The 24,173-nt window shown below is 70.5% G+C and carries 17 protein-coding genes; 3 read left to right on the forward strand and 14 right to left on the reverse strand.

The window, feature by feature from the left end; translation table 11 throughout:
* Positions 1-8: 8 nt before the first annotated feature.
* The 8 genes from G3I60_RS22540 to G3I60_RS22575 form a co-directional block, all read right to left on the reverse strand.
* A complete protein-coding gene (locus G3I60_RS22540) occupies positions 9-1,772 on the reverse strand; it encodes an NAD+ synthase (protein WP_138353773.1) in 1,764 nt (587 codons plus the stop codon).
* A 118-nt stretch (positions 1,773-1,890) separates the two neighbouring features.
* The gene (locus G3I60_RS22545; protein ID WP_343241180.1) at positions 1,891-3,564 is read right to left on the reverse strand and encodes a glycoside hydrolase family 13 protein; all 1,674 of its coding nucleotides are present in this window, start codon (positions 3,562-3,564) and stop codon (positions 1,891-1,893) included.
* 108 nt (positions 3,565-3,672) lie between these two features.
* Entirely contained in the window at positions 3,673-4,563 is an 891-nt protein-coding gene (locus G3I60_RS22550; RefSeq protein ID WP_138353771.1) for a carbohydrate ABC transporter permease, read from the reverse strand.
* 15 nt (positions 4,564-4,578) lie between these two features.
* Positions 4,579-5,556 (reverse strand): carbohydrate ABC transporter permease, encoded by a 978-nt coding sequence (locus G3I60_RS22555; RefSeq protein ID WP_138353770.1) that lies wholly within the window; start codon positions 5,554-5,556, stop codon positions 4,579-4,581.
* 110 nt (positions 5,557-5,666) lie between these two features.
* Positions 5,667-7,067, reverse strand: coding sequence for an ABC transporter substrate-binding protein (locus tag G3I60_RS22560; protein ID WP_164294727.1), 1,401 nt, complete (start codon positions 7,065-7,067; stop codon positions 5,667-5,669).
* Between the two features lie 265 nt (positions 7,068-7,332).
* Positions 7,333-8,382 carry a LacI family DNA-binding transcriptional regulator gene (locus G3I60_RS22565; RefSeq protein WP_164294728.1) on the reverse strand — a complete coding sequence of 350 codons (1,050 nt, stop codon included), beginning with the start codon at positions 8,380-8,382 and terminating at the stop codon, positions 7,333-7,335.
* Between the two features lie 114 nt (positions 8,383-8,496).
* The gene (locus G3I60_RS22570) at positions 8,497-10,110 is read right to left on the reverse strand and encodes a multicopper oxidase family protein (protein WP_164294729.1); all 1,614 of its coding nucleotides are present in this window, start codon (positions 10,108-10,110) and stop codon (positions 8,497-8,499) included.
* Between the two features lie 91 nt (positions 10,111-10,201).
* On the reverse strand, positions 10,202-10,606 hold the full coding sequence (locus G3I60_RS22575; RefSeq protein ID WP_164294730.1) for a DUF6153 family protein: 405 nt from the start codon (positions 10,604-10,606) through the stop codon (positions 10,202-10,204).
* A gap of 274 nt (positions 10,607-10,880) precedes the next feature.
* Between G3I60_RS22575 and G3I60_RS22580 the strand changes: the two genes are divergently transcribed.
* On the forward strand, positions 10,881-12,242 hold the full coding sequence (locus G3I60_RS22580; protein WP_138353765.1) for a glutamine synthetase family protein: 1,362 nt from the start codon (positions 10,881-10,883) through the stop codon (positions 12,240-12,242).
* Between the two features lie 82 nt (positions 12,243-12,324).
* Here G3I60_RS22580 and G3I60_RS22585 read toward each other — a convergent pair whose 3' ends face one another.
* Entirely contained in the window at positions 12,325-13,704 is a 1,380-nt protein-coding gene (locus G3I60_RS22585) for an FAD-binding oxidoreductase (protein WP_164294731.1), read from the reverse strand.
* A gap of 214 nt (positions 13,705-13,918) precedes the next feature.
* On the opposite strand from G3I60_RS22585, the gene G3I60_RS22590 reads away from it, so the two are divergent.
* Positions 13,919-15,037 (forward strand): sulfite oxidase, encoded by a 1,119-nt coding sequence (locus G3I60_RS22590; RefSeq protein ID WP_164294732.1) that lies wholly within the window; start codon positions 13,919-13,921, stop codon positions 15,035-15,037.
* 24 nt (positions 15,038-15,061) lie between these two features.
* On the opposite strand, the gene G3I60_RS22595 is transcribed toward G3I60_RS22590, so the two are convergent.
* Together G3I60_RS22595 and G3I60_RS22600 are read right to left on the reverse strand one after the other, a co-directional pair.
* Complete coding sequence (locus G3I60_RS22595; RefSeq protein WP_164294733.1) at positions 15,062-16,084, reverse strand: TolB-like translocation protein; 1,023 nt, start codon at positions 16,082-16,084, stop codon at positions 15,062-15,064.
* Between the two features lie 20 nt (positions 16,085-16,104).
* Positions 16,105-16,998, reverse strand: coding sequence for an alkaline phosphatase family protein (locus tag G3I60_RS22600; protein ID WP_187144845.1), 894 nt, complete (start codon positions 16,996-16,998; stop codon positions 16,105-16,107).
* 394 nt (positions 16,999-17,392) lie between these two features.
* Here G3I60_RS22600 and G3I60_RS22605 point away from each other — a divergent pair, with 394 nt between their 5' ends.
* Positions 17,393-20,356, forward strand: a complete 2,964-nt coding sequence (locus tag G3I60_RS22605; RefSeq protein WP_138353760.1) for a bifunctional [glutamine synthetase] adenylyltransferase/[glutamine synthetase]-adenylyl-L-tyrosine phosphorylase — start codon at positions 17,393-17,395, stop codon at positions 20,354-20,356.
* A gap of 60 nt (positions 20,357-20,416) precedes the next feature.
* Here G3I60_RS22605 and G3I60_RS22610 read toward each other — a convergent pair whose 3' ends face one another.
* From G3I60_RS22610 to G3I60_RS22620, 3 genes are read right to left on the reverse strand one after another with little or no spacing between them, the layout of a single operon-like run.
* Complete coding sequence (locus G3I60_RS22610) at positions 20,417-21,286, reverse strand: phosphatase PAP2 family protein (protein ID WP_164294734.1); 870 nt, start codon at positions 21,284-21,286, stop codon at positions 20,417-20,419.
* Positions 21,287-21,323: 37 nt separating this feature from the next.
* Positions 21,324-22,415 carry a LacI family DNA-binding transcriptional regulator gene (locus G3I60_RS22615; RefSeq protein WP_343241190.1) on the reverse strand — a complete coding sequence of 364 codons (1,092 nt, stop codon included), beginning with the start codon at positions 22,413-22,415 and terminating at the stop codon, positions 21,324-21,326.
* A 34-nt stretch (positions 22,416-22,449) separates the two neighbouring features.
* Positions 22,450-24,117, reverse strand: a complete 1,668-nt coding sequence (locus G3I60_RS22620) for a glycoside hydrolase family 13 protein (RefSeq protein WP_164294736.1) — start codon at positions 24,115-24,117, stop codon at positions 22,450-22,452.
* Between the last annotated feature and the right edge of the window lie 56 nt (positions 24,118-24,173).

Raw genomic sequence — 24,173 nt, forward strand, 5'->3', positions numbered from 1 at the left:
GGGGAAGGTCAGTTCTCCGCGCGGCCGGTCTCGCGCCACCGCGAAGTGATCGGCAGCCGCCGGTCCTTGCCGAAGCCCTTGGCCGAGATCTTGGTGCCCGGCGGGTACTGGCGGCGCTTGTACTCGGCCGTATCGGTCAACTTCAGGATCCGGGTCACCAGCTCCGGGTCGAAGCCCGCGGCGATGATCGCGTCCCGGCCCTGGTCCCGGTCGACGTAGAGCTCCAGCACCCGGTCGAGCACGTCGTAGTCGGGCAGTGAATCGGTGTCGACCTGGCCCGGGCGCAGTTCGGCGCTGGGCGGCTTGCTGATCGAGTTCTCGGGGATCGGCGGGGTCCCGCCCTTCGCCGCGGCCGACGCGTTCCGCCAGCGGGCGAGCTGGAAGACCGTCGTCTTGTAGACGTCCTTGATGGGCCCGTACGCGCCGACCGAGTCGCCGTACAGCGTCGAGTAGCCGACGGCCAGCTCGCTCTTGTTGCCCGGCGCGAGCACGATGTGGCCCTCCTGGTTGGAGATGGCCATCAACGTGGTGCCGCGCAGCCGGGACTGCAGGTTCTCCTCGGCGAGGCCGGTGAGCCCCAGCGCCGCCATGTACGCGTCGAACATCGGCGCGATGGGGACGGTCCTGAGGTTCAGCCCGGTGCGGCGGGCCAGTTCCTCGGCGTCACCGATCGAGTGCTCCGACGAGTACCGGGACGGCATCGCGACGCCGTAGACGTTGGCGGGCCCGATCGCGTCGCAGGCGATGGCGGCCACCAGCGCGGAGTCGATACCGCCGGACAGCCCGATCAGCACCGACCGGAAGCCGTTCTTCGTGACGTACGCGCGCAGGCCCGTGACGAGGGCCGTGTAGACCTCCTCGTCGTCGGTCAGCCGCTCGGCGTAGCCGCCGGCCACCTCCGGCTCGTAGCGCGCGACCGGTTCGGTGGAGAGGGTGACGTGCTCGATCTCCAGGCCGTCGTCCAGGACGCCGGACGGCACCGCGCCCGCGGCGGGCAGCTCCAGGTCGACCAGCACGCAGCCCTCCTCGAACTGCGGGGCACGGGTGATCACTTCGCCGGTCGCCGAGACGACGATCGAGTCCCCGTCGAAGACCAGCTCGTCCTGGCCGCCGGTCATCGCCAGATAGGCGAGGGTGCAGCCGGCCTCCTGGGCGCGCTTGCGCACCAGCTCAAGACGGGTGTCGTCCTTGTCCCGCTCGTACGGCGAGGCGTTGACCGACACCAGCAGCCCGGCGCCGGCGGCGCGGGTGGCGGGCACCCGGCCGCCGTCCTGCCACAGGTCCTCGCAGATGGCGAGCGCGACGTCCACACCGTGTACCCGGATCACCGGGAGGGTGTCACCGGGGACGAAGTAGCGGAACTCGTCGAAGACGCCGTAGTTGGGAAGGTGGTGCTTGGCGAAGCGCAGCGCGATCCCGCCGCGGTACAGCACCGCCGCCGCGTTGCGCGGAGCCCCGGCGGGCTGCCCGTAGCGCGGCTGGGCCTTCTCGCTGCGGTCCAGATAGCCGACGATCACGGGCAGTTCCCCGAAGCCCTCGGCGGCCAGCCGGCCGGCGAGCCCGGCCAGCGCGGACCGGCTGGCCTCGACGAAGGACGACCGCAGCGCGAGGTCCTCCACGGGGTATCCGGTCAGCACCATTTCGGGGAACGCCACCAGGTGGGCTCCACGCTCTGCCGCATGCCGGGTCCAGTGCACGATCGACTCGGCGTTCCCGGCGATGTCACCGACGCAGGAGTCGATCTGATTCAAGGCGAGGCGAAGTTGAGGCACCCCTCCACTGTAATCGTCACACCGACGCGATGTCCTGGCCGGACGGCGTGTCCGCCAGCACATCGCGTCGGCCCGACACGTCCCGCACCCGTGTCCCGCAGGGGCCCGCCGGGTCCCGTCAGGCGCCGGATCCGTCCCGGGTCCGCAGCCAGACGGCCGTGTCCGACGGCAGCAGATCGCCGGTGAGCGGGCCGCTGGCCAGCAGCACGGCGGTGTCCGGCGGTAGCGCGACGGCGTGGTCCGAGAGGTTGACGACACAGGTGAAAGCGTCCGTCCGGCGGAACGCCAGCACCCCGGGAGCACTCTCCAGCCAGCGGATCGGCCCGTCCCCCAGACCGGGCTCGGTCGCCCGGAGCCGCAGCGCGAAGCGGTAGAGCTCCAGCATCGAGGCGGCGTCACCGGTCTGCGCCCCGGCCGTCCGGTCCGCCCAGTCGGCGGGCTGCGGCAGCCACGGCGGCCGCGCCGCGCCGTCGGGGCTGAAGCCGAACGGCGGCTCCTTCCCCGACCACGGCATCGGGACGCGGCAGCCGTCCCGCCCCGGCACGGTGCCGCCGGAGCGCAGGTACATCGGGTCCTGCAGCCGCTCGGCCGGGATGTCCTCGACCTCGGGAAGCCCCAGTTCCTCGCCCTGGTAGAGGTAGACCGAGCCGGGCAGCGCCAGCGTCAGCAGCGCGGCGGCGCGCGCCCTGCGGGTACCGAGCACCAGGTCGGTCGGGGTGCCGTGGGCCTTGGTCGCGAAGTCGAAGCCGGTGTCGGAGCGGCCGTAACGGGTCACCGTGCGGGTCACGTCGTGGTTGGACAGCACCCAGGTGACGGGCGCGCCCACCGGCTCGTGCGCGGCGAGCGTCGTGTCGATGGACGCGCGGAGCAGCGCCGCGTCCCAGGGGCACGACATGAAGTCGAAGTTGAAGGCGGTGTGCATCTCGTCGTGCCGCAGATACCGCGCGAACCGCTCCGCGTCGGGCATCCACACCTCACCGATGAGCGCGCGGCTGCCGGGATAGGAGTCGGCGATCCGGCGCCAGGAGCGGTAGATGTCGTGCAGCTCGTCGCGGTCGTCGTAGGGGTGCGGGCCGTTCCGGTCCTCGGTCAGGTCCGGCAGGGCCGGGTCCTTCACGGGCAGGCTCGCGGAGTCGATGCGCACTCCCGCCGCGCCCCGGTCGAACCAGAAGCGCAGCACGTCCTCGTGCTCGCGCCGCACGTCCGGGTGCTCCCAGTTCAGGTCCGGCTGCTGGCTGTCGAACAGGTGCAGGTACCAGTCGCCGGGCGTTCCGTCGTCGTTCACGGTCCGCGTCCAGGGCACCCCGCCGAACTGGGACGGCCAGTTGTTGGGCGGCAGTTCGCCGTGCTCGCCGCGCCCGGGCCGGAACCAGAAGCGTTCCCTGGCCGGACTGCCGGGACCGGCCGCCAGCGCCTCGCGGAACCACGGGTGGGCGGACGAGACATGGTTCGGGACGATGTCGATGATGCTGCGGATCCCCAGGTCCAGTGCCTCGGAGATCAGCTTCTCGGCCTCGGCCAGGGTGCCGAACACCGGGTCGATGTCCCGGTAGTCGGCGACGTCGTAGCCGCCGTCGAACATGGGGGAGGGGTACCAGGGGTTGAACCAGAGGGCGTCCACGCCCAGCTCGCCGAGGTACGGCAGCTTGGCCCGGACACCGGCGAGGTCTCCGATCCCGTCGCCGTTGCCGTCGGCGAAACTACGCGGGTACACCTGGTAAATGACCGCGTTGCGCCACCAGTCGCCCGCAGCGGGGTGGTGGTCGGAGACGGGCGGGCGGGTGTCTGCCACGGAGACGTCCTTTCGGGCAGGAGGGACCCCGCCGCCGGCCATTCAGCGGGGATGGGGCAGGGGACCGGCGGCGGAGTTCTGAGGGGTTCAGTCCTGGCGAAGCGCTGGTCAGCCCTTGAGGCTGCCCGCGGTCAGACCGGACATGATGTTGCGCTGGAAGAGCAGGAAGATGGCGATCGTCGGCAGGGCCGAGATGGCCAGCGCGGCGATGAGGACGTTCTGCGGCACGCCCTGCGAGAGGGAGTTGATCCCGATGTTGATCGGCTGCTTGTCCGTGTCGGGCTGCACCAGCATCGGCCAGAGGAAGTCCTTCCACACGTTGACCACCGCGAAGATGGACACCACGCCGAGGATCGGTCTGGACATCGGCAGCACGATCGACCACAGGGTCCGCAGCGGACTCGCCCCGTCGATCGCCGCCGCGGACATCAGGTCCTCGGGGATCGAGTCGAAGAACCGCTTCAGAAGGAAGATGTTGAACCCGTTGGCCACGGTGGGCAGCCAGATCGCCCAGGGGGTGCCGATCAGATTGATGTGCAGCAGCGGCAGGTCGAGCACGGTCAGGTACTGCGGCACGATCAGCACGGCGGCCGGGATCATCAGCGTGGCCAGCATCATGCCGAGGATCAGATTCCCCAGCACCGGCCGCAGCTTGGAGATCGCGTAGGCCGCGGCCACGTCGAAGACCAGCTGGAAGGCGAGCGCGCCGAAGGCGTAGTACATCGTGTTGAACAGCAGCCGGGCGATCTTCAGCTGGCTCCACGCCGTCTTGTAGGTGCCCGGCTTCGGGTCCTTGGGGAAGAGGGTCGGCGGATTCTGGAGCACTTCCTGCGCGGATTTGAAGCCGCCGGAGACCATCCAGTAGAGCGGCCCCAGGAAGACCAGGGTGAAGACCACGACGGTCAGCGAGAGAACGGTCCAGTAGATGAGCTTCCCGCGGGGCCTGTTCAGCGCGGCCGCGGATATCAGGGTGCGCTGCTGCGGTTGGTTCGCTGCCATGTCCTTCTCCCCGTCCTAGTCGCTGTTGCGGCTGAGCCGCGCGTACAGGCCGGAGAATCCGCCGAGTACCACCAGCATGATGAGTCCGAGCGCCGAGGCGCTGCCGAAGCTGTCGTAGCGGAACGCGTACTGGTACACCATGTAGACCACGGTCCCGGTGGAGTTCTCCGGGCCGGCGCCGCCGGTGAGCAGATAGACGTTGGTGAATTCCTGCATCGTCGCCACGATCTGGAGCAGCAGCATCAGCGACAGGACCGGCCTGGTCTGCGGGATGGTGATGTGCCAGATCTTGCTCAGCAGCCCGGCACCGTCCAGGTCGGCGGCCTCGTACAGCTCACCTGGCACGTTCTGCAGTGCCGCCAGGTAGATGAGGGTGGCACCGCCGGCGCTCATCCAGGTGGCCGCGATCACCACGGAGATCATCGCGGTGCTCGACGAGTCCAGCCAGGCCTGTTCCGGCAGGTGCAGGAAATGCAGGATGTGATTGAAGAGGCCGTATTCCGGGTTGTAGAAGTACTTGAAGAGCAGCACCCCGGCGACCGGCGGCAGCATCACCGGCAGATACACCAGGATGCGCAGATACGCCTGGGCGTGCCGGAATTCGTTGAGAACGATGGCGATGACGAACGGCACCGCGAATCCGATCACCAGCGCGTACAGCGTGAACTGCATCGTGTTGCGCCAGGCCGGCCAGAACCCCGGGTCGTTCCAGACCGTTTCGAGGTTCTTCCAGCCCACCCAGGTGGTCTCGCCGCGCTTGGTCTTCTGGAAGCTCATGATGACTTCGCGGACCATCGGATACCAGGAGAAGAATCCGAAGCAGAGCACCGCGCCGATCATGAATGCATGCGCCTGCAGATCGCGGCGCAGTCTCCGGCCGAACCCCGCGCGGGCGTTCTCGTCCGGAAGTCCCGGACGGCGCCGGGAACCCCTCGGCGACGACTGCCCGGAACCGCGTTTGGCCTTGTTGTGGGAGACGGTGGTCGCCGCCATGAGAACTCCTCGACTGGGGCCGGGGGCATCCCCGGTGGGCACAGCTGCTGATCGGCGGACGGTTGCCGCGGCGCGGGGGCCGGCGCTCCGGCCGGCCCCCGCGCCCGCTGCTACTGGCTGGCGGCCAGCAACGTGTTGACCTGCGTCTCAGCGGTGGAGAGGAGCTTGCCGATGTCGGCGTTCTTGTTGGTCAGCGCACCCGACATCGCGTTGTCCAGGACCGTGTAGATCTTCTGGGCGTTCGGCGGCTCGGGCTTCACCGGGACCTGGGCGGCCACGTAGGTGGCGAAGTTCTCGACCGGTACGGTCGCGCTCGCGGTCTTGGTGGAGGTGTCCTTGTCCTTCGACGCGCCGGTGAAGAAGAACGGCTGCGGCAGTCCGACCGGGATGCCGTCGGTCTTGTTGCGGGCGTAGTTGAACTGGCCCTTCTCCAGGGTCAGGAACTTGAAGTTGACCCAGGCGATGCCGGCCTTGATCTGGTCGGGCGTGGACGACTTCTTGAACATGTAGTCGGCGCCGCCGAACAGCGAGGTCTTGCCGCCCGGGATCGGCGCCATGCCGAGGTCCTCGAACTTGGCCTGGTACTGCTGGACGACGAGCGGGATGTCGTCAGGAGCACCGACGTACATACCGACCTTGCTGGTGCCCATGGCCTTCTGGACGTCGCCCCACGCGAGTCCGGGGGTCGCGGGCAGGCTGTTGTCGGTGAAGCGCATGTCATGCAGGGTCTGCAGGAGGGTCTTGCTCTCGTCCGTGTTGAAGGCGGCCTTCTTGCCGTCCTCGGAGGTCACCTGGCCGCCGAGCCCGTAGAGCTCCGAGGTGAAGTGCCAACCGCCCTGGTTGCCGCCGGCGTTCTCGATGAAGCCGTGGATGCCCTGGCTGCCCAGCTTGTCCTGGATCGTCTTGGCCGCGGCCCGCACGCCTTCCCAGGTGGTCGGGGGCTTGTTGGGGTCGAGACCGGCCTGGGTGAAGATCTTGCGGTTGTAGATCAGGCCCATCTGGTAGTTCGAGGTGGGCAGGCCGTACAGCTTGCCGCCGTCCTTCAGCACGTTCATGACGTTGGGGTCGATGTCGTTGAGGTTCGGAACGGTCTCCGGCGTGACGTACGGAGTGATGTCAGCGGCCTGACCCGCGTCCAGAACCTGGTCCTTGTCGGTCATGTACGTGTAGAAGGTGTCTGTTTGCGTTCCGCCCTTCATCATGGCCGTGAACTTCGCCGGATCCTCGCACGGGAATCCGTCCTTGCCGTTCACCGTGACGTTCGGGTAGAGCACCTTGAACGCGGCTATGTCGTCGAGCCACTGCTTGCGCTCGGCCGCCTTGGTGGTGGGCGGCATGCAGTCGACGCTGATGGTGACCTTGGTGCTGGGGTCCAGCTTGGCGCTCGCGCTCTTGTCACCTGAACCGGGGTCCTTGGCCGTGTCCTTGCTGTCGGAACATGCCGCGGCGGTCATGCCGACGCCGGCGACCAGCACGATGGCCACCAGCGTCCGGTAGCGGTTTGTCTTCATTGATCAACCCTTCCCCTGAACCACTGCGCGACGATGCTCCGCGCTCTGAGATCTGCGAACCCTGCGCGGTTGCGTGGCGCGGGGTGTGCGCCGCCGTCTCGGGTGGGCTCAAGGTACTGAACCCGATAGATGTCCGCAAGATTTCGCGCGAAGCTCGCAAAGACACGACTTGATTACGAAGCCGTTTCCCAGTCAGTGGTGTCGGGGAGGGTTGCCAACGAGATTGCCAACGAGATTGCCAACGACCGCCGGAGCCGGACCGGCCCTACCTGCTGGTCGCTTCCACCCCCGGCTGCTGGGGCTGTTCGGCCCGCGGCGCGGGGCCCGTGGAGCCGCGTACGACGAGCTCGGGCTCGAAGAGCAGCTCGTCGTGGTCGACCGGAGTGCCGCTGATCTGACCGCTGAGCAGGTCGACGGCGGCCCGGCCCATGGCTTCGATGGGCTGGCGCACGGTGGTGAGCGGCGGATCGATGCAATTCATGAACATCGAGTCGTCGTAGCCGATGACCGAGAAGTCCTGGGGCACCGACAGCCCGCGGCGGCGGGCGGACCGGATGGCGCCCAGCGCGATCGGGTCGCTCGCGCAGATGACGGCGGTGACGCCGCGCTGGATCAGCCGGCTGGCCGCGGCCTGCCCGCCCTCCAGGGTGAACAGCGCGTGTTCGACGGCGGTGTCCGGGAGTTCGCCGCCGCGCTGCCCGATCCAGCGGCGGGCCGCGGCGAGCTTGCGCCGCGACGGAACGTGGTCGGGCGGGCCCAGGATCAGGCCGATCCGCTCATGGCCGAGCGACGCGAGATGGGTCATCCCCTGTTCCACGGCGACCGCGTCGTCGCAGGACACCCTCGGGAAGTCGAGATCGTCGATGGCGGCGTTCATCAGCACGGTGGGCAGATTGCGCTCGGCGAGCCGGGCGTAGTGCTCGTGCGACGACTCGGCCTGGGCGTACAGACCGCCGAAGAAGATCGCCCCGGAGACGTGCTGCTGCAGCAGCAACTCCACGTAGTCGGCCTCCGACACCCCACCGACGGTCTGGGTGCAGAGCACGGGCGTGAACCCCTGCTGTGCCAGGGCGCCGCCCACCACCTCGGCGAAGGCCGGGAAGATCGGATTGGAAAGCTCCGGGAGAACGAGCCCGACAAGCCGGGCACGCTCCCCGCGCAGCTGGGTCGGTCGTTCGTAACCGAGCACATCGAGTGCGGTCAGCACTGCGGCTCTGGTCGCATCGGAGACTCCGGGCTTCCCGTTCAGCACTCGGCTGACGGTCGCCTCGCTCACCCCGACCTTCTTTGCCACCGTGGCAAGTCGTCGTGTCATGACGTCAACTCTAGTACAGGTTTCGCAAGTTTCTTGCGGGAAATTTGCGCCAATCCTGCAAGGTTCCGCGTCCGGCCCGGTGTCCGGTGGATCACCCCGGACACCGGTGATCCGTTACTGGCGGTAGCCGAGGACCGCCATCATGCCCACCTCCGCGTGGTAGACGTTGTGGCAGTGGATCATCCACAGTCCTGGATTGTCCGCGTCGAGATCGACGCTGAGTGTCCGTCCGGGCAGCACGATAGCGGTGTCCTTGCGGGCGCCGCCGCCGGTCAGCGAAAAGGTGTGCCCGTGCAGATGCAGGGGATGCCACATCCGGGTGTTGTTCGCGAGCGTCAGCCGGACCCGTTCGCCCTGCCGCACGTCATGGCGGACCGCCGGATCGTAAGCCGCCCCTTCGAAGGCCCAGTTGTAGTTGGCCATGCTGCCGGTCAGCCGCAGCTCGACCGTGCGGTCCGGCGTCCGGCCCGGGTCCGGCAGGGCCACCGAAGGGTCGGGCCGCAGATCGCCGGCCTGGAGGAGCCGCCCGGACAGTTCCTGCGGGCGGTCGGCGGCGGTCGGCGCCGTTCCACCGCCGGTGCGCAGCACGTCCAGCGCCGCCGCGTCCTTCCCCTCCGCGAGGGCGACCAGCGGGAAGACCCCGTCACCCGCCGTGACCAGCACGTCGTACCGTTCGCCCATGCCGATCAGCAGCGCGTCGGTCGCGGCGTGCACGACGGGGTAACCGTCGGTGTGCGTGATGGTCATCCGGTGCCCGCCGAGCGCGACGCGGAAGGCGGTGTCGCCGCCCGCGTTGACGAAACGGATCCGGATCCGGTCGCCGGGCTTGGCGGTGAAGCCGCGCGGGGCTTGCGGGGCGCGCCCGTTGACGAGGTAGTACGGGTACTTCACATCGCCCGGGTCGCCGCCGAGCAGATCGCTGGTGGCGCCCGTCAGCATGCGGCTGGGTCCGGCCGGGGCGGCCGGGTCCTGGCTCGCCGGGCCGTCCATTCCTTCCATGCCGTCCATGCCGGAGTGGTCCGTCCCGCTCCGGCCACTGCTGCCGGCGGCCGCCGTGCCCGCGCTCTTGGTGAGCTCGGCGAGGACCGCGTCCGGGGTGCTGCCGTCGACCCCGTCCACCCAGTCGTCCAGGACGACGACCCACTCCTTGTCGTACTGCAGCGGCTCCTTCGGGTCCTCGACGATGAGCGGCGCGTACAGCCCGCGGTCCAGCTGCACGCCGGTGTGCGGATGGAACCAGTACGTGCCCGGCCGGGCGACCGCGAAGCGGTACGCGTAGTCGGCGCCGGCCTTGATGGCGGGCTGGGTCAGCCCCGGTACCCCGTCCATGTCGTTGCGCAGGGCGAGGCCGTGCCAGTGCGCGGACGTGGCCTGCGGCAGATGGTTGGCGAGCGTCGCGGACAGGGTGCCGCCCGCCGTCACCCGGATCTCCTTGCCGGGCAGTTCGCCGTCGTACGTCCAGGTCTTGACCGTGGGACCGCCGAGGTCCACGACGCCTTCGACGGCGGTCAGCCGGACCTCGCTGACCGGTCCGTCCCCGGCGCGCGCCTTCTCCGCGGCGACGACCTCGGGGCCGTCGGGCGCGAGGTATCCGTCTCCCGCGGACTGGGAGTTGCCGTGCCCGGGATGCCCTGACGACGCGGATCCGCCGGAACAGGCGGCGAGCAGGCCGCCTCCGGCGACCGCGATTCCCGCGCCGAGCACGGCGCGGCGGTGGTAGGTACGCATGCTGAATACACCTCATGGGTGTCGATGGATGGGCAGGACGGACCGCGTGACCGTCCCCGGGGTACAGGCCCCGGGGCGGCCGGGCGGCGTCCTATATGCGCAGCACCGGCAGACGGGAGAGGGGTATCCGTGGGGGCGGTGGCCACGGCCACCGCCCCCGGGGGAGCAGGGAGCGGGCCGCCGCCACGGAGCCGGCCGGCGGGCCGGCCGGCAGGCCGAGGGCGGCGAGCAGGACGACGACGGCGGTGCCGAGCACGGCCAGGCAGAGCGTCAGCGGGCTCGTGTCGTGAGCGGGCCGGTGCGCGGGCGCCGGCCCGTGCCGGTCGGCGTCCTCATGCGCCATTCCCATCGCATCAGGGGAGGCGCCATGCTGGGAGGCCCGGTCCACGGCGGCGGGCCGCGTCTCCTCATGGCCGCCGCCCGCCGGATGGCCCACCGTGTGCATGGCAAAAATCCCGAGGAGGAGAGCGGCGAACAGGAGCATCCGGCGCGTCATCGCATACCCCTCTCCGGTATCGGAACCTGACAGGACCCTACACAAGCGCACCGACAACCGGGCGTTGGTCCCCACAGGTGTCCGACGGATCACCGGCGCCCGTTACGCAGGGCGCAAAACAGCAGGCAGTATGGGCACAGCAGTACGCCCCCACCGGCTCGTGCGTTCGGACGAGGTCCGAAACGTGCCAGAAACCGTGTGGTGGGATGCTCATGTGCCCCGAGGTGCCCCGCGGCGCGGGAGCAGGCAGCCTGATCAGCGAGGATGGGTGGAAATGGATAAGCAGCAGGAGTTCGTGCTCCGTACGCTCGAAGAGCGCGACATCCGCTTCGTACGGCTGTGGTTCACCGACGTGCTCGGCTATCTGAAGTCGGTCGCCGTCGCCCCCGCCGAACTGGAGCAGGCCTTCGACGAGGGCATCGGCTTCGACGGCTCGGCGATCGAGGGGTTCGCCCGGGTCTACGAGTCGGACATGATCGCCAAGCCCGACCCCAGCACGTTCCAGATCCTGCCGTGGCGTGCCGAGGGCCCCGGGACCGCGCGGATGTTCTGCGACATCCTCATGCCGGACGGCTCGCCCTCGTACGCCGACCCGCGCTATGTCCTCAAGCGCGCACTGGCCAAGACCTCCGACCTCGGGTTCACCTTCTACACCCACCCCGAGATCGAGTTCTTCCTGCTCAAGGACAAGCCGCTCGACGGCAGCATCCCCACCCCGGCCGACAACTCCGGCTACTTCGACCACACTCCGCAGAACGTCGGCATGGACTTCCGCCGCCAGGCGATCACCATGCTGGAGTCGATGGGCATCTCGGTGGAGTTCTCCCACCACGAGGGCGCGCCCGGCCAGCAGGAGATCGACCTCCGCTACGCCGACGCGCTGTCCACCGCCGACAACGTCATGACGTTCCGGCTGGTGATGAAGCAGGTCGCGCTGGAGCAGGGCGTGCACGCGACCTTCATGCCCAAGCCGTTCTCGGACTTCCCCGGCTCGGGCATGCACACCCACCTCTCCCTCTTCGAGGGCGACCGCAACGCGTTCTACGAGTCCGGCTCGGAGTTCCAGCTCTCCAAGGTCGGCCGCTCCTTCATCGCGGGACTGCTCAAGCACGCCGGCGAGATCTCCGCCGTCACCAACCAGTGGGTGAACTCCTACAAGCGCATCTGGGGCGGCTCGCAGCGCACCGCGGGCGCCGGCGGCGAGGCCCCCTCGTACATCTGCTGGGGCCACAACAACCGGTCCGCGCTCATCCGCGTCCCGATGTACAAGCCCGGCAAGACCGGCTCCACCCGCGTCGAGGTCCGCTCCATCGACTCCGGCGCCAACCCCTACCTCGCCTACGCGGTCCTGCTCGCCGCCGGCCTGAAGGGCATCCAGGAGGGCTACGAGCTCCCGCCCGGCGCCGACGACGACGTCTGGGCCCTCTCCGACGCCGAACGCCGCGCCCTGGGTATCGAGCCCCTCCCGCAGAACCTGGGCGAGGCCATCACCCTGATGGAGCGCAGCGAACTGGTCGCGGAAACGCTCGGCGAGCACGTCTTCGACTTCTTCCTGCGCAACAAGAAGCAGGAGTGGGAGGAGTACCGCTCCGAGGTGACGGCCTTCGAACTCCGCAAGAACCTCCCCAACCTGTAAGAGGGTCTCGTTCCTGACGGCATCCGGGCCGGTGGCGTCATGCCGTCGGCCCGGATGCCGTTTGCGCTGCCGCCCCTGGTGGCTACGGGGCCGGGGCGATGTTCTGGTTGGCGTGGAAGAGGTTGTCCGGGTCGTAGGTGCGTTTGAGCGCCGCGAGCCGGTCGTAGTGGTCGCCGTAGGTGGCCCTGACGCGGTCCTGGCTCTCGCCGGCGCCGATGAAGTTGACGTAGCCGCCGCCCATGGAGTGCGGGTGCAGGTCCTCCCAGTAGTTGACGCACCAGTCCTTCACGAGCCCCGCGTTGGCTGGGTCGGGGTCGATGCCGCCAATGACGCCGGACCACATGGCGTCCCGGTAGGCCCATGCCGTGTCGCCCGCGGCGACCCGGTGCGCGGCTCCGTCGACCGGGTAGAGGTGCATGGTCGACAGGTCGGTGGGGAGGTTCTCGGCGTACTTGGCGTGCACGTCGATGGCGTCGTCCGTGATCCGGTCGAAGAAGTCACCGCGCCAGTACCACTGCAGGCCCTTCGGGATCAGCTCGTCGAACATGGTCTGCAGCATGGGGTACGGCATCGGCGTCGAGAAGTGGAAGGCCGGCGTGCCCGCGTCGTTCACCGGGGCCAGGGCCTGCTCGATGCCGTCCGGGTCCCCGGTCCAGCACCACACGACACCGCACATCTTGCGGCCGTGGATCTCCTCGGGGAACGGGGGGCCGGGCGGGACGGCCAGGACGGCGAAGAAGCCGTTCAGGTCCTCGGGCGCCTGCGGCAGGAAGTCGCGGTACCAGCGCAGCACCTCGTGGATGTGGTCGACCGGCCAGAGGCTGATCGCGAGACCGACGGTGTGCACCGGGTGCAGCCGGAAGCGGAACGAGGTGACGATGCCGAAGTTCCCGCCGCCGCCGCGCAGCGCCCAGAACAGGTCCGGGTTCTCGTTCTCGCTCGCGGTGACGAAGCTGCCGTCGGCGAGCACCACGTCGGCGGCCACCAGACTGTCCATCGTGAGGCCGTACTTGCGGGTGAGGTGGCCGTGGCCGCCGCCGAGGGCGAGCCCGCCGACGCCGGTCGTCGACATGATGCCGGCGGGTACGGCCAGCCCGAACGCGTGGGTGGCGTGGTCCAGGTCGCCGAGCTGGGACCCGCCGCCGACCCGGGCGGTCTTCGCGGCGGGGTCGACGCGCACCCAGCGCATCGGTGACAGATCGACGGTGACGCCGTCGTCGACCAGGCACAGACCGGCGCCGCTGTGCCCGCCGCCCCGGACGGCGAGTTCCAGTCCCTGCTCACGGACGAAGTCCACCGCGGCCATGACGTCCGCCGTGTCGGAGCAGCGCACGATCGCGGCCGGGCGCTTGTCGACCATGGCGTTGTAGACCTTGCGGGCGTCCGGGTAGTCGGGATCCTCCGGAGCGATGACCGGGCCGCGCAACGCGGTCCGCATCGCTTCAAGTGTGCTGCCGTCCATGGCGATCTCCTCGGCGAGACTCGGGCCGCCTCCTCCACCCGGCCGCTCCCCGGCCGGGCCGCCGGTGGGCGGTTGTGCGCCGACGCCCTGGGCACCCTCCATCTGCCATGGGGCATCGCGGACCCCAGGCCGATACATCCAGCATCCCGCCGGTCGGGGAGGATCGCATGTTCACCCGGATGCCTGGTTTCGGCGGGAAGCGCACCATGAAGGAATGGACGGACGCTTCGCCGACATCAGCCCGGCCGGCCGCCTCGCGGATCCCGCGGAGGGGATCAGCCCGGAGGAACTCGCGCTCGCGGCCCGCAACCACGGCCTGCCGCTGGAGGCCCTGCGCTACGACCTGACCCCGCCGGGACTGCACTACGTGCTGGTCCACTACGACATCCCCGCCGCCCGGGAGGACGACTGGCGGCTCACCGTGGGAGGCAGCGTCCGGACGGCGCTGACGCTGGACATGGCGGCCCTGCGCTCGTTCCCCGCCGTCACCCACCGCGTGACGATGGAGTGCGCGGGCAACGGCCGGGCGCGGCTCACCCCGCGGCCGGTGAGCCAGCCGTGGCTGGTCGAGGCGGTCGGAACGGCCGAGTGGACCGGGGTGCCGCTGCGAGTGCTGCTCGCCGAGGCGGGAGTGGAACCGGCTGCCGTCGAGGCCGTCTTCCGCGGCGCGGACCACGGTGTCGAGCGCGGTGTCGAACAGGACTACCGGTGGAGTCTGCCGCTGGCGGTGGCCGCCGGCGCCGATCCTGACGTGCTGGTCGCGTACGCCATGAACGGGCTGCCCCTGCCGCCGCAGCACGGCCATCCGCTGCGGCTGGTGGTGCCCGGGTGGTACGGGATGGCGCAGGTGAAGTGGCTGCGCGGGATCACGCTCACCGACACGCCGTTCACCGGATTCCAGCAGACGGTGGCGTACCGCTACCGGCAGCGGGCCGGTGAACCCGGCGAGCCGGTCACCCGGATCGCCCCGCGGGCGCTGATGATCCCGCCCGGGTTCCCGGACTTCATGTCCAGGACCCGCGTCGTACGCCCCGGCCCGGTGCCGCTGGAGGGCAGGGCCTGGTCCGGGTTGGCACCGGTCACGAAGGCCGAGGTGAGTACGGACGACGGACGTTCCTGGCGGGCGGCCGAGCTCGCCCCGCCGGACGGGCACGACCGGGCCTGGCGGAGCTGGCGGGCGTCCTGGACGGCGGAGCCCGGCCGCCATGTGCTCAGCGCCCGCGCCACCGACGCCGAGGGCAACACCCAGCCGCTCGCCCAGCCGTGGAACCGCGGCGGCTTCGGCAACAACCTCGTCCAGCGGATCACCGTCCACTGCCTTCCGGACGACTGACCTGAGCCGGGGGTTGTCCGCGCGTCAGCCGGTGTACGCGGGGGCGAGCGCCGCCGGGGTCAGCGTGCGGGGCGTGCCGGTGCCGTCGGCGGGGACCGTGTAGAGGTCCGCGCCGAAGTCGCCCGGCAGCGAGTAGGCGACGGTGTGGTCGTCGGTCCAGACCGCCTGGTCGTCGACGCTGCGGTTCTCGGACAGCGGGGTCTCGCGCATCGTGGCGAGGTCGAGGGCGTAGAGCCGCCAGGGGGCGTCGGGGGACAGGCCCGGGACGCGCTTCTTGAAGACCAGACGGGTGCCGTCGGGCGAGAGCGACGGGCACTCCACGTTCGGGCGCAGCGTCGTCACGGTGCGGGCCGCGATGTCACCGCGGATGAGGTACGTCCTGCCGCCGGTGGCGAGCGTCGCGTAGAAGTGCCCGTCGTCGGCGAAGGTGACGCCCCAGAAGTTCACGTCGGTGGCGCGGTAGCGGTGGCCGTCCTTGAGGATCGTGAAGTCCTCCAGGCTGGCGTCGAGCCTGCCGGTCCTGACGTCGAGGATCGAGGTGCGGGTGGAGAAGTCGGTGCCCGCGTACGAGTCGCCGCCGACGAAGACCGTCCAGGCGGCGAGGTGGCCGCTGGGCGATACCCGGGCGCGGGTCGGGATCCCGTTCAGCGGGTAGTGCCGGGTCTCCTTGAGGTGGGAGTCGAGGACGACCGCGCGGTAGGTGTCCTGGACGGTGCCGTGCACGGACTGCAGACAGATGCCGGTGCCCGCGGCGGCGTGGAAGCGCAGACAGCGGACGCCCGAGGCGGTACGGGTCGCCCCGGGCGAGGCGGCGGGCACGGTGGCGAGTTCATCGCGGTGCGGACCCCAGGCCATGTTGCGGAAGACCATGAGCCGGGGCCCGGCCGGGGCCAGCGACACCGCGCCCTGGACGACCGGCGGGCCGCCGGCCTGCTCGGTGTTCCTGCGGGCGGCCCGGTCGGAGGCGTGCCAGACCGCCGCGCCCGCCACACAGGCGAGCACGGCGGCCGCCGCGACGAGGATCAGCAGCCGGTTCCGGGTGGTCATGGCGCCGGCTCCGCTCACGGTCAGCTGGTCCAGATGCCGGTGATGTCGGTGGCGGAGGCGGCGTTCCCCGCGTGCGAGGTGCCGAACATGTCCTCCAGGGTGCGCAGCAGGTTGTAGTGGTTGTACGTCGTCGACGAGGTGCTGCCCGGGGTGACGCGCTGTCCGTAGAGGACGGTGGGGATGCGGTTGCCGGCCAGCCGGTTGTCCTCGTCGAAGGTGACGATCAGCAGGCTGTTGTGGGTCTTGGCCCACGTGGCGTAAGCACCGAGATTGTTCTTGATCCAGGTGTCACCGGTGCCGACGGAGCAGTCGTGCATGTCGCTGCACAGGTTCGGCACGACGAACGAGACCTGCGGCAGCGTCGTGTAGTCCGAAGGGAACTGCGCGAACGTCTTGGCGCTGGAGGTCGGCACGTTGCTGAAGCCGAACCAGGGGTTGTGCTTCTGCGCGTACTTGCCGCTGCTGCAGGTGGTGGAGCCCTGGCTGGGGAGCGTCTCGTTGTAGCTGCCCCAGGTCTTGCCCGCGGCGATCAGCTCGGAGGCGAGGTTGGGCGCGGAGCTGAAGCCGGGGGTGACGCAGCTGTCGCCGGTCACGCCCTGGTTGCTGCCGGAGAACACCTGGTAGTAGTTCGGCTGGCTCGGGTGCGTGACGCCGTACGAGGCGGTGAGGTTCGCGCCGCCGGTCTTCAGCGAGTTGATGTAGGGGGCGCTGGAGCTGCCGATCACCTGGTTGTACGCGTGGTTCTCCATCATCACGACGATCACGTGGTCCGGAGTGGGGACGGCGGCCGCCGCGTGCGCGGTGGACGCGCCGCCGAGGCCGGCCCACAGGCCGACGGACGCGCCGGCCAGCCCGAGGGCGGCGGCGAGGGCGGTGAGGGGGCGACGCGGAACGGATATCGACAAGCCGGGCACGGCTTACCTCCGGTGGGGGGGGGTATGGGGGCGCGGAGCGCTGTCAGCGTAGGAGCGGCCGGCGGAACTGAGAAGATCCGCAGACGTGAATGGCCGGGAAACGAACGGTGCGGGCCCCCCGGGACGGGCGCGGCCCGCCGCCCGCACGGGCAGCGCCGTCTCCCCGGACCGGCAGCGCTGTCTCCCCGGACCGTGCCGCCGGCCGTCCGGACCGGCAGCGTCGTCTCCCCGGACCGTGCGCCGGCCGTCCGGACCGGTCCTGCCGGCCGCACGGACCGGCTCCGCCGTCACGGAACGGCGCGGGAACCGTCCGGTGCACGCCGTTCCAGGTCGGCGGCCGGGCGGTTACGCTCAGCTGGGACCTTGATCGCAGGCATGACGTACCGGAGGCGAGATGTCGCTGCCGCAGGGGCGCCGGAGCAGCACGTTCTCCCGGCTGCTGCGCCACGGGTTCACCGATCCGGCGGCGGCCGAGGTGCTGGTGGAGGCCGCGGGGCTGACCGCGGTACGGACCGATCCGGTGCTCCTGGACGCGCTCGGCGCGACGGCGGACCCCGATCAGGCGCTGCTGGGCCTGGTCCGGCTGGTGGAGGTGCTGGACGAGGGCGAGCGGCGGACCCTGCTCGACACCCTGACCAGCGCCAAACCGCTGCGCGACCGGCTGCTCGGGGTGCTCGGCGCCTCCGAGGCGCTCGGCGACCACCTCGCCCGGCACCCGCGCGACTGGCACGCGCTGGTGACGTACGAGTCCGCCGACCTGCACCCCGGCGTCGCCGAGTTCGAACGCGGGCTGGCCTCCGCCACCGACCCCGACCTGCTGCGCGCCGCCTACCGCCGCTGCATGCTGGCGATCGCCGCCCGCGATGTGTGCGGCACCAGTGACCTGGTGCAGACGGCCGCGGAGCTGGCCGACCTGGCCACCGCGACCGTGCGCGCGGCCCTCTCCATCGCCGCCGCCGAGGCACCGGAGGACGCGGCGCTGTGCCGGCTCGCGGTGATCGGCATGGGCAAGTGCGGCGGCCATGAACTGAACTACGTCTCGGACGTCGACGTGATCTTCGTGGCGGAACCGGCCGACGGCGCCGAGGAGGCCGGGGCGATGCGGGCCGCGACGCGGCTGGCCGCCCGGATGATGCGGGTCTGCTCCGACACCACCGCCGAGGGCACCATCTGGCCGGTCGACGCCAACCTGCGGCCGGAAGGCAAGAACGGCCCGCTGGTACGCACGCTTTCCAGCCATGTCGCGTACTACAAGCGGTGGGCCAAGACCTGGGAGTTCCAGGCGCTGCTCAAGGCCCGGCCGATGGCGGGCGACCGTGACCTGGGCCTGGCGTACGTCGAGGCGCTCTCGCCGATGGTGTGGCAGGCCGCCGACCGCGACCACTTCGTCACCGACGTCCAGCAGATGCGCCGCCGCGTCGTGGAGGGCATCCCCGCCGCGCACGTCGAGCGGGAGCTGAAGCTCGGTCCCGGCGGGCTGCGCGATGTCGAGTTCGCCGTCCAGCTCCTGCAGTTGGTGCACGGCAGAACCGATTCCTCACTGCGCAGCGGCACCACCCTCACCGCGCTCGCCCAACTCGCCGCCGGTGGTTACGTCGGCCGCGCGGACGCCGCCTCGCTCGATGCCGCCTACCGCTTCCTGCGGCTGATGGAGCACCGCATCCAGCTGTACCGGCTGCGCCGTACCCATCTGGTGCCGGACGACGAGGCCGGGCAGCGCCGCCTGGGCCGGTCGCTGGGCTTTCGCGCCAACCCCGTCGCCGAGCTGAACCGGGAGTGGAAGCGGCACGCCGTCGAGGTGCGCCGGCTGCACGAGAAGCTCTTCTACCGGCCGCTGCTCGACGCGGTCGCCCAGCTCGAACCGGTCGAGACCCGGCTCAGCAACAACGCCGCGATGCAGCGTCTGCAGGCACTGGGGTACGCCGATCCGGCCGCGGCCTACCGTCATCTGGAGGCGCTGGCCAGCGGCGTCAGCCGCAAGGCCGCCATCCAGCGCACCCTGCTGCCGGTCCTGCTCGGCTGGTTCGGGGACTCCGCCGACCCGGACGCCGGGCTCTTCGGCTTCCGCAAGGTCTCCGACGCGCTCGGCAAGACCCCCTGGTACCTGCGGCTGCTGCGGGACGAGGGCGCCGCCGCCGAGCATCTCGCCCGGGTGCTCTCCTCCGGCCGGCTCGCCCCCGACCTGCTGATGCGAGCCCCGGAGGCGGTCGCCCTGCTCGGCGCCCCCGAGGGCCTGCGGCCGCGGTCCGCGGTGGCGCTCGAACAGGAGGTGCTGGCCGCGGTCGGCCGCGCCGAAACCCCCGAACAGGCGGTCACCGCGGTCCGCGGCGTCCGGCGCCGCGAGCTGTTCCGGACGGCGGCGGCCGATGTCATCGGCGAGCTGGACGTGGACCAGGTGGGCACCGCCGTCACCGACATCAACGCGACCACCGTCGTCGGCGCCCTGCGGGCGGCCGTGAACGCCGTCGAGGCGGCGGACGGGCCCCTGGCGACCCGCTTCGCCGTCATCGGCATGGGCCGCTTCGGCGGGCGCGAACAGGGGTACGGCTCGGACGCCGACGTGATGTTCGTCCATGAACCGCTCGACGGCGCGGAGGAGGGCCGAGCCGCCGGACAGGCCCTCAAGATCGCCAACGAGCTGCGCCGGCTGCTGCAGATCCCCACCGCCGACCCGCCGCTGATCATGGACGCGGATCTGCGCCCGGAGGGCAAGAGCGGCCCGCTGGTGCGGTCGCTCGGCTCGTACGCCGCCTACTACCGGCGCTGGTCGCTGGGCTGGGAGAGCCAGGCGCTGCTGCGCGCCGACCCCATGGCAGGGGACCAGGGGCTCGGCGAACGCTTCATCGAGCTGATCGACCCGCTGCGGTACCCCGCGGACGGGCTCGACGAGGACGCGGTGCGCGAGATCCGGCGGCTCAAGGCCCGGATGGAGTCCGAGCGGATGCCGCGCGGCGCCGACCCCACCACGCACGCCAAGCTCGGCCGCGGCGGGCTCTCCGACGTCGAGTGGACCGTCCAGCTGCTGCAGATGCAGCACGGCGGGCGGCGGAAGGAACTGCGCACCACCCGTACCCGCCGGGCGCTGGAGGCCCTGCGCGCCGCCGGTCTGGTCGGCGCCGACGACGCGGCCGTCCTCGACGAGGCATGGGTGCTGGCCACCCGGGTCCGCAACGCGGTGATGCTGGTCCGCGGCCGCCCGGGGGACACGTTCCCCGGCGACGGCCGGGAGCTCGCCGCCGTGGGCCGCTACCTCGGCTACTCGGCCGGCCACGTCGGCGACATGGTCGAGGAGTACCGCCGGACGACCCGGCGGGCTCGCGCGGTCGTCGAGCGACTCTTCTACGAGTACGAGGCGTGACGGTACGAGGCTTACGAGGTGTGACGGCCGGCCGCGGAAACAGGCTCAGCGGAAACAGGCTCAGCGGCGGGCGGTCGCCGGGTAGCGGGGCAGGTGGTAGACGAAGCGGCCGTAGACCGCGTAGACCAGCGCGAAGCCGGCGCCCAGGCACACGGCGCCCCCTATGGCGTCGAGCCAGAAGTGGTTGGCCGTCGAGATGATCACGACCAGGGTCGCCAGCGGATAGAGCATGCCCAGCACCCTCACCCACAGCGGCCGGGCGAGCATCGCGACGGTGATGCCGCACCACAGAGACCAGCCGATGTGCATGGACGGCATCGCGGCGTACTGGTTCGACACGTGCGCCAGGTCGCCGGAGGCCATCGAGCCCCAGGTGTGGTGCGCCTTGACCGTGTCGATGAAGTCGATGCCGTGCATCAGCCGGGGTGGGGCGAGCGGATAGAAGTAGAAGCCGACCAGCGCGATACCCGTGGTGATGAAGAGGACCGTGCGGGCCGGGCCGTAGCGGCCCGGATGCTTGCGGTAGAGCCACACCAGGACGCCGATGGTGATGATGAAGTGCAGCGTCGCGTAGTAGTAGTTCATCCCTACGATGAGCCATGTCACCGAGTTCACGGCGTGGTTGACGCTGTGTTCGACGGCCAGCCCGAGGTGGTTCTCCACCTTCCAGATCCAGTTCGCGTGCCGCATCGCCGCCGACTGCTGCTCGGGGACGGCGTTCCGGACGAGCGAATACACCCAGTAACTGACCGCGATCAGTGCGATCTCGAACCACAGACGCGGTCTGCGGGGGGTGCGGAGCCTCGACACGAGGGTATGGCGGGGTGCCGTAGGGCCCTCGCTCGGCGCTCCATCGGAATCAGCGGAACCGATGGAGCGCGGCGGGGCGGCCGTACGGCCAGCCAGGATCTTCGCGGTCGGTTCCCCCATGGAGGAATAGTCTGCCAGACCCACGCGAGCTCGCAGATCAGACGCCGGTCGGATCCTGTGCATTCGATGTATGCCTTCCGGCCGACTGCTGGACCAGCAGCGGCGGTGTCTGGCTGCTGGGCACCGCGGCCGTCGAACCGCGTACGACCAGCTCCGGGAGGAAGACGAATTCGCTGTGCGGGGCGGGGGTGCCGCCGATCTCCTCCAGCAGCGCCCGCACCGCCGCCTGCCCCATGGCGGCCACCGGCTGCCGGATGGTGGTGAGCGGCGGATCGGTGAAGGCGATCAGCGGGGAATCGTCGAAACCTACGACGGAGACGTCTCCGGGCACCGACAGGCCCTGCTGCCGGGCGGCCCGGATGGCGCCCAGCGCCATCATGTCGGACGCACAGACGATCGCGGTGCAGCCGGACGCGATGAGCGCCGTCGCGGCCGCCTGGCCGCCCTCCAGCGTGTACAGCGAGTGTTGGATCAGTTGTTCGGACTGCTCGGCGGTCAGGCCCAGCACGTCCTCCATGCTGCTGATGAAGCCCTGGATCTTGCGGAGTACCGGCACGAAACGCTTCGGTCCGACCGCCAGTCCGATTTTCTCATGTCCGAGTGCCGCCAAATGGGTGACGGCCAGCCGCATCGCGCCCCGGTCGTCCGGGGACACGAACGGCGCCTTGATCCTGTCCGAGAAGCCGTTGATCAGCACGAACGGCACACCCTGGCCGTGCAGCCTGGCGTACCGCTCGGTGTCGGCGGTGGAGTCGGCGTGCAGACCGGAGACGAAGATGATCCCGGCGACGCCGCGTTCCACGAGCATCTCGACCAGCTCGTCCTCGGTCGAGCCGCCCGGCGTCTGGGTGGCCAGCAGCGGGGTGTACCCGTCGCGGGTCAGCGCCTGACCGATCACCTGTGCGAACGCCGGAAAGATCGGGTTCTCCAGCTCCGGGGTGATCAGACCGATCAGACCCGCGCTGCGCTGCCGCAGCCGGACCGGCCGTTCGTAGCCGAGCAGATCGAGCGCGGCCAGCACGGATTCACGGGTGGTGGCGGATACGCCGGGCTTGCCGTTGAGGACCCGGCTGACCGTTGCTTCGCTGACACCCGCCTGGGTTGCGATGTCAGCAAGCCTTGCGGTCACAGCACCGGATGCTAGGGGACGGATGGCAGCCACGTCAGATCGCCCACCAAATCGTGGTGTCCGCGGGGATGACGGCGTTCGCTCCGTCCGCGGTGAAACCGGCTCCGGCGAGCAGCGCGCGGCCGGGCGCCGGGATCGTGACGGGGGTTCCGCCGACGTTCGCGGTGCAGACGAACGAACCCTCGGCGCTGTCCCGGCGGAACGCCAGCACGCCGGACGGCGCCGCCAGCCAGGTCACCTCGGAACCCGCGCCCAGGGCGGGGTGTTCGCGGCGGACGGCCAGCGCCTCGCGGTAGAACTCCAGCGTCGAGGTGGGGTCGCCCTCCTGGGCCTCGACGCTGAGGCCGGCCCAGGCGTCGGGCTGCGGCAGCCAGCTGGGGCCGCCTTCGACCGGGCCGAAGCCGTACGGCGCCGTCGTGCCCGACCACGGCAGCGGTACGCGGCAGCCGTCACGGGTGCCGTCCTGGCCGGCGTTGCGGAAGAACGCCGGGTCCTGGCGCACCTCGTCCGGCAGGTCGGTGACCTCGGGCAGGCCCAGCTCCTCGCCCTGGTACAGGTATGCGGAGCCGGGCAGCGCCAGCATCAGCAGGGTCGCGGCCCGCGCCCGGCGCAGACCGAGCGCCTGGTCGCCGTCGGCGAAGCGGGTGGAGTGCCGCACCACGTCGTGGTTGGACAGCACCCAGGTGGCGGGCGCGCCGACCGAACCCATCGCGGCCAGCGACGTGTCGATGACCCGGCGCAGCGCGGCGGCGTCCCAACCGGACGTCAGGTACTCGAAGTTGAACGCCTGGTGCAGCTCGTCGGGGCGCAGGTACAGGGCGCTGCGCTCGACCGTCGGCGTCCACGCCTCGGCGACGGCGATCCGGTCGCCCGCGTACTCGTCCAGGATCTTGCGCCAGCTGCGGTAGATCTCGTGCACGCCGTCCTGGTCGAAGTACGGCATCGACGCGGTGCCCAGCAGCTTCAGCTGCTCGTGGGAGCCGATGTCGGGCAGGCCCGCGGCCTTGACCATGCCGTGGGCGACGTCGATCCGGAAGCCGTCGATGCCCAGGTCCAGCCAGAACCGCAGGATCGAGCGGAACTCGTCGTGCACGGCCGGGTGGTCCCAGTTGAAGTCCGGCTGCTCGGGGGCGAACAGGTGCAGGTACCAGTCGCCGGGGGCGCCGTCAGCGTTTACGGTCCGCGTCCAGGCCGGTCCGCCGAAGATGGACTCCCAGTCGTTGGGCGGGAGTTCACCACTGGCACCCTTGCCGGGGCGGAAGTGGAAGCGCTCGCGGATCGGCGAACCGGGGCCCTCGCGCAGCGCCTGCTTGAACCACTCGTGCTGGTCGGAGCAGTGGTTGGGGACCACGTCCACGATGACCCGCAGATCCAGCGCGTGGGCGGCTCGCACCAGGTCGTCGGCGTCCGTCAGGGTGCCGAACATCGGGTCGACGGCTCGGTAGTCCGCCACGTCGTAGCCGCCGTCGGCCTGCGGGGAGGCGTAGAACGGCGACAGCCACACGGCGTCCACCCCGAGCGACCGGAGGTAGGGCAGCCGGGCGGTGATCCCGGGCAGGTCGCCCATCCCGTCGCCGTTGCCGTCGGCGAAGCTGCGCGGGTAGACCTGGTAGATCACCGCGTCACGCCACCAGTCTCTGCGCCCGGCGTCGGCGGCGTTGTCGGCGGCGGAGCGGGGCGCGTCGGTGAGGTGCTGGCTCATGGATTCCCTTGATGTGTGCGGGGAACGACAGGTGGCGTGGGTGTGCGCGTTGCCGC

Source organism: Streptomyces sp. SID13666 (genome assembly GCF_010548325.1).
GTDB classification, from domain to species: Bacteria; Actinomycetota; Actinomycetes; order Streptomycetales; family Streptomycetaceae; genus Actinacidiphila; species Actinacidiphila fildesensis.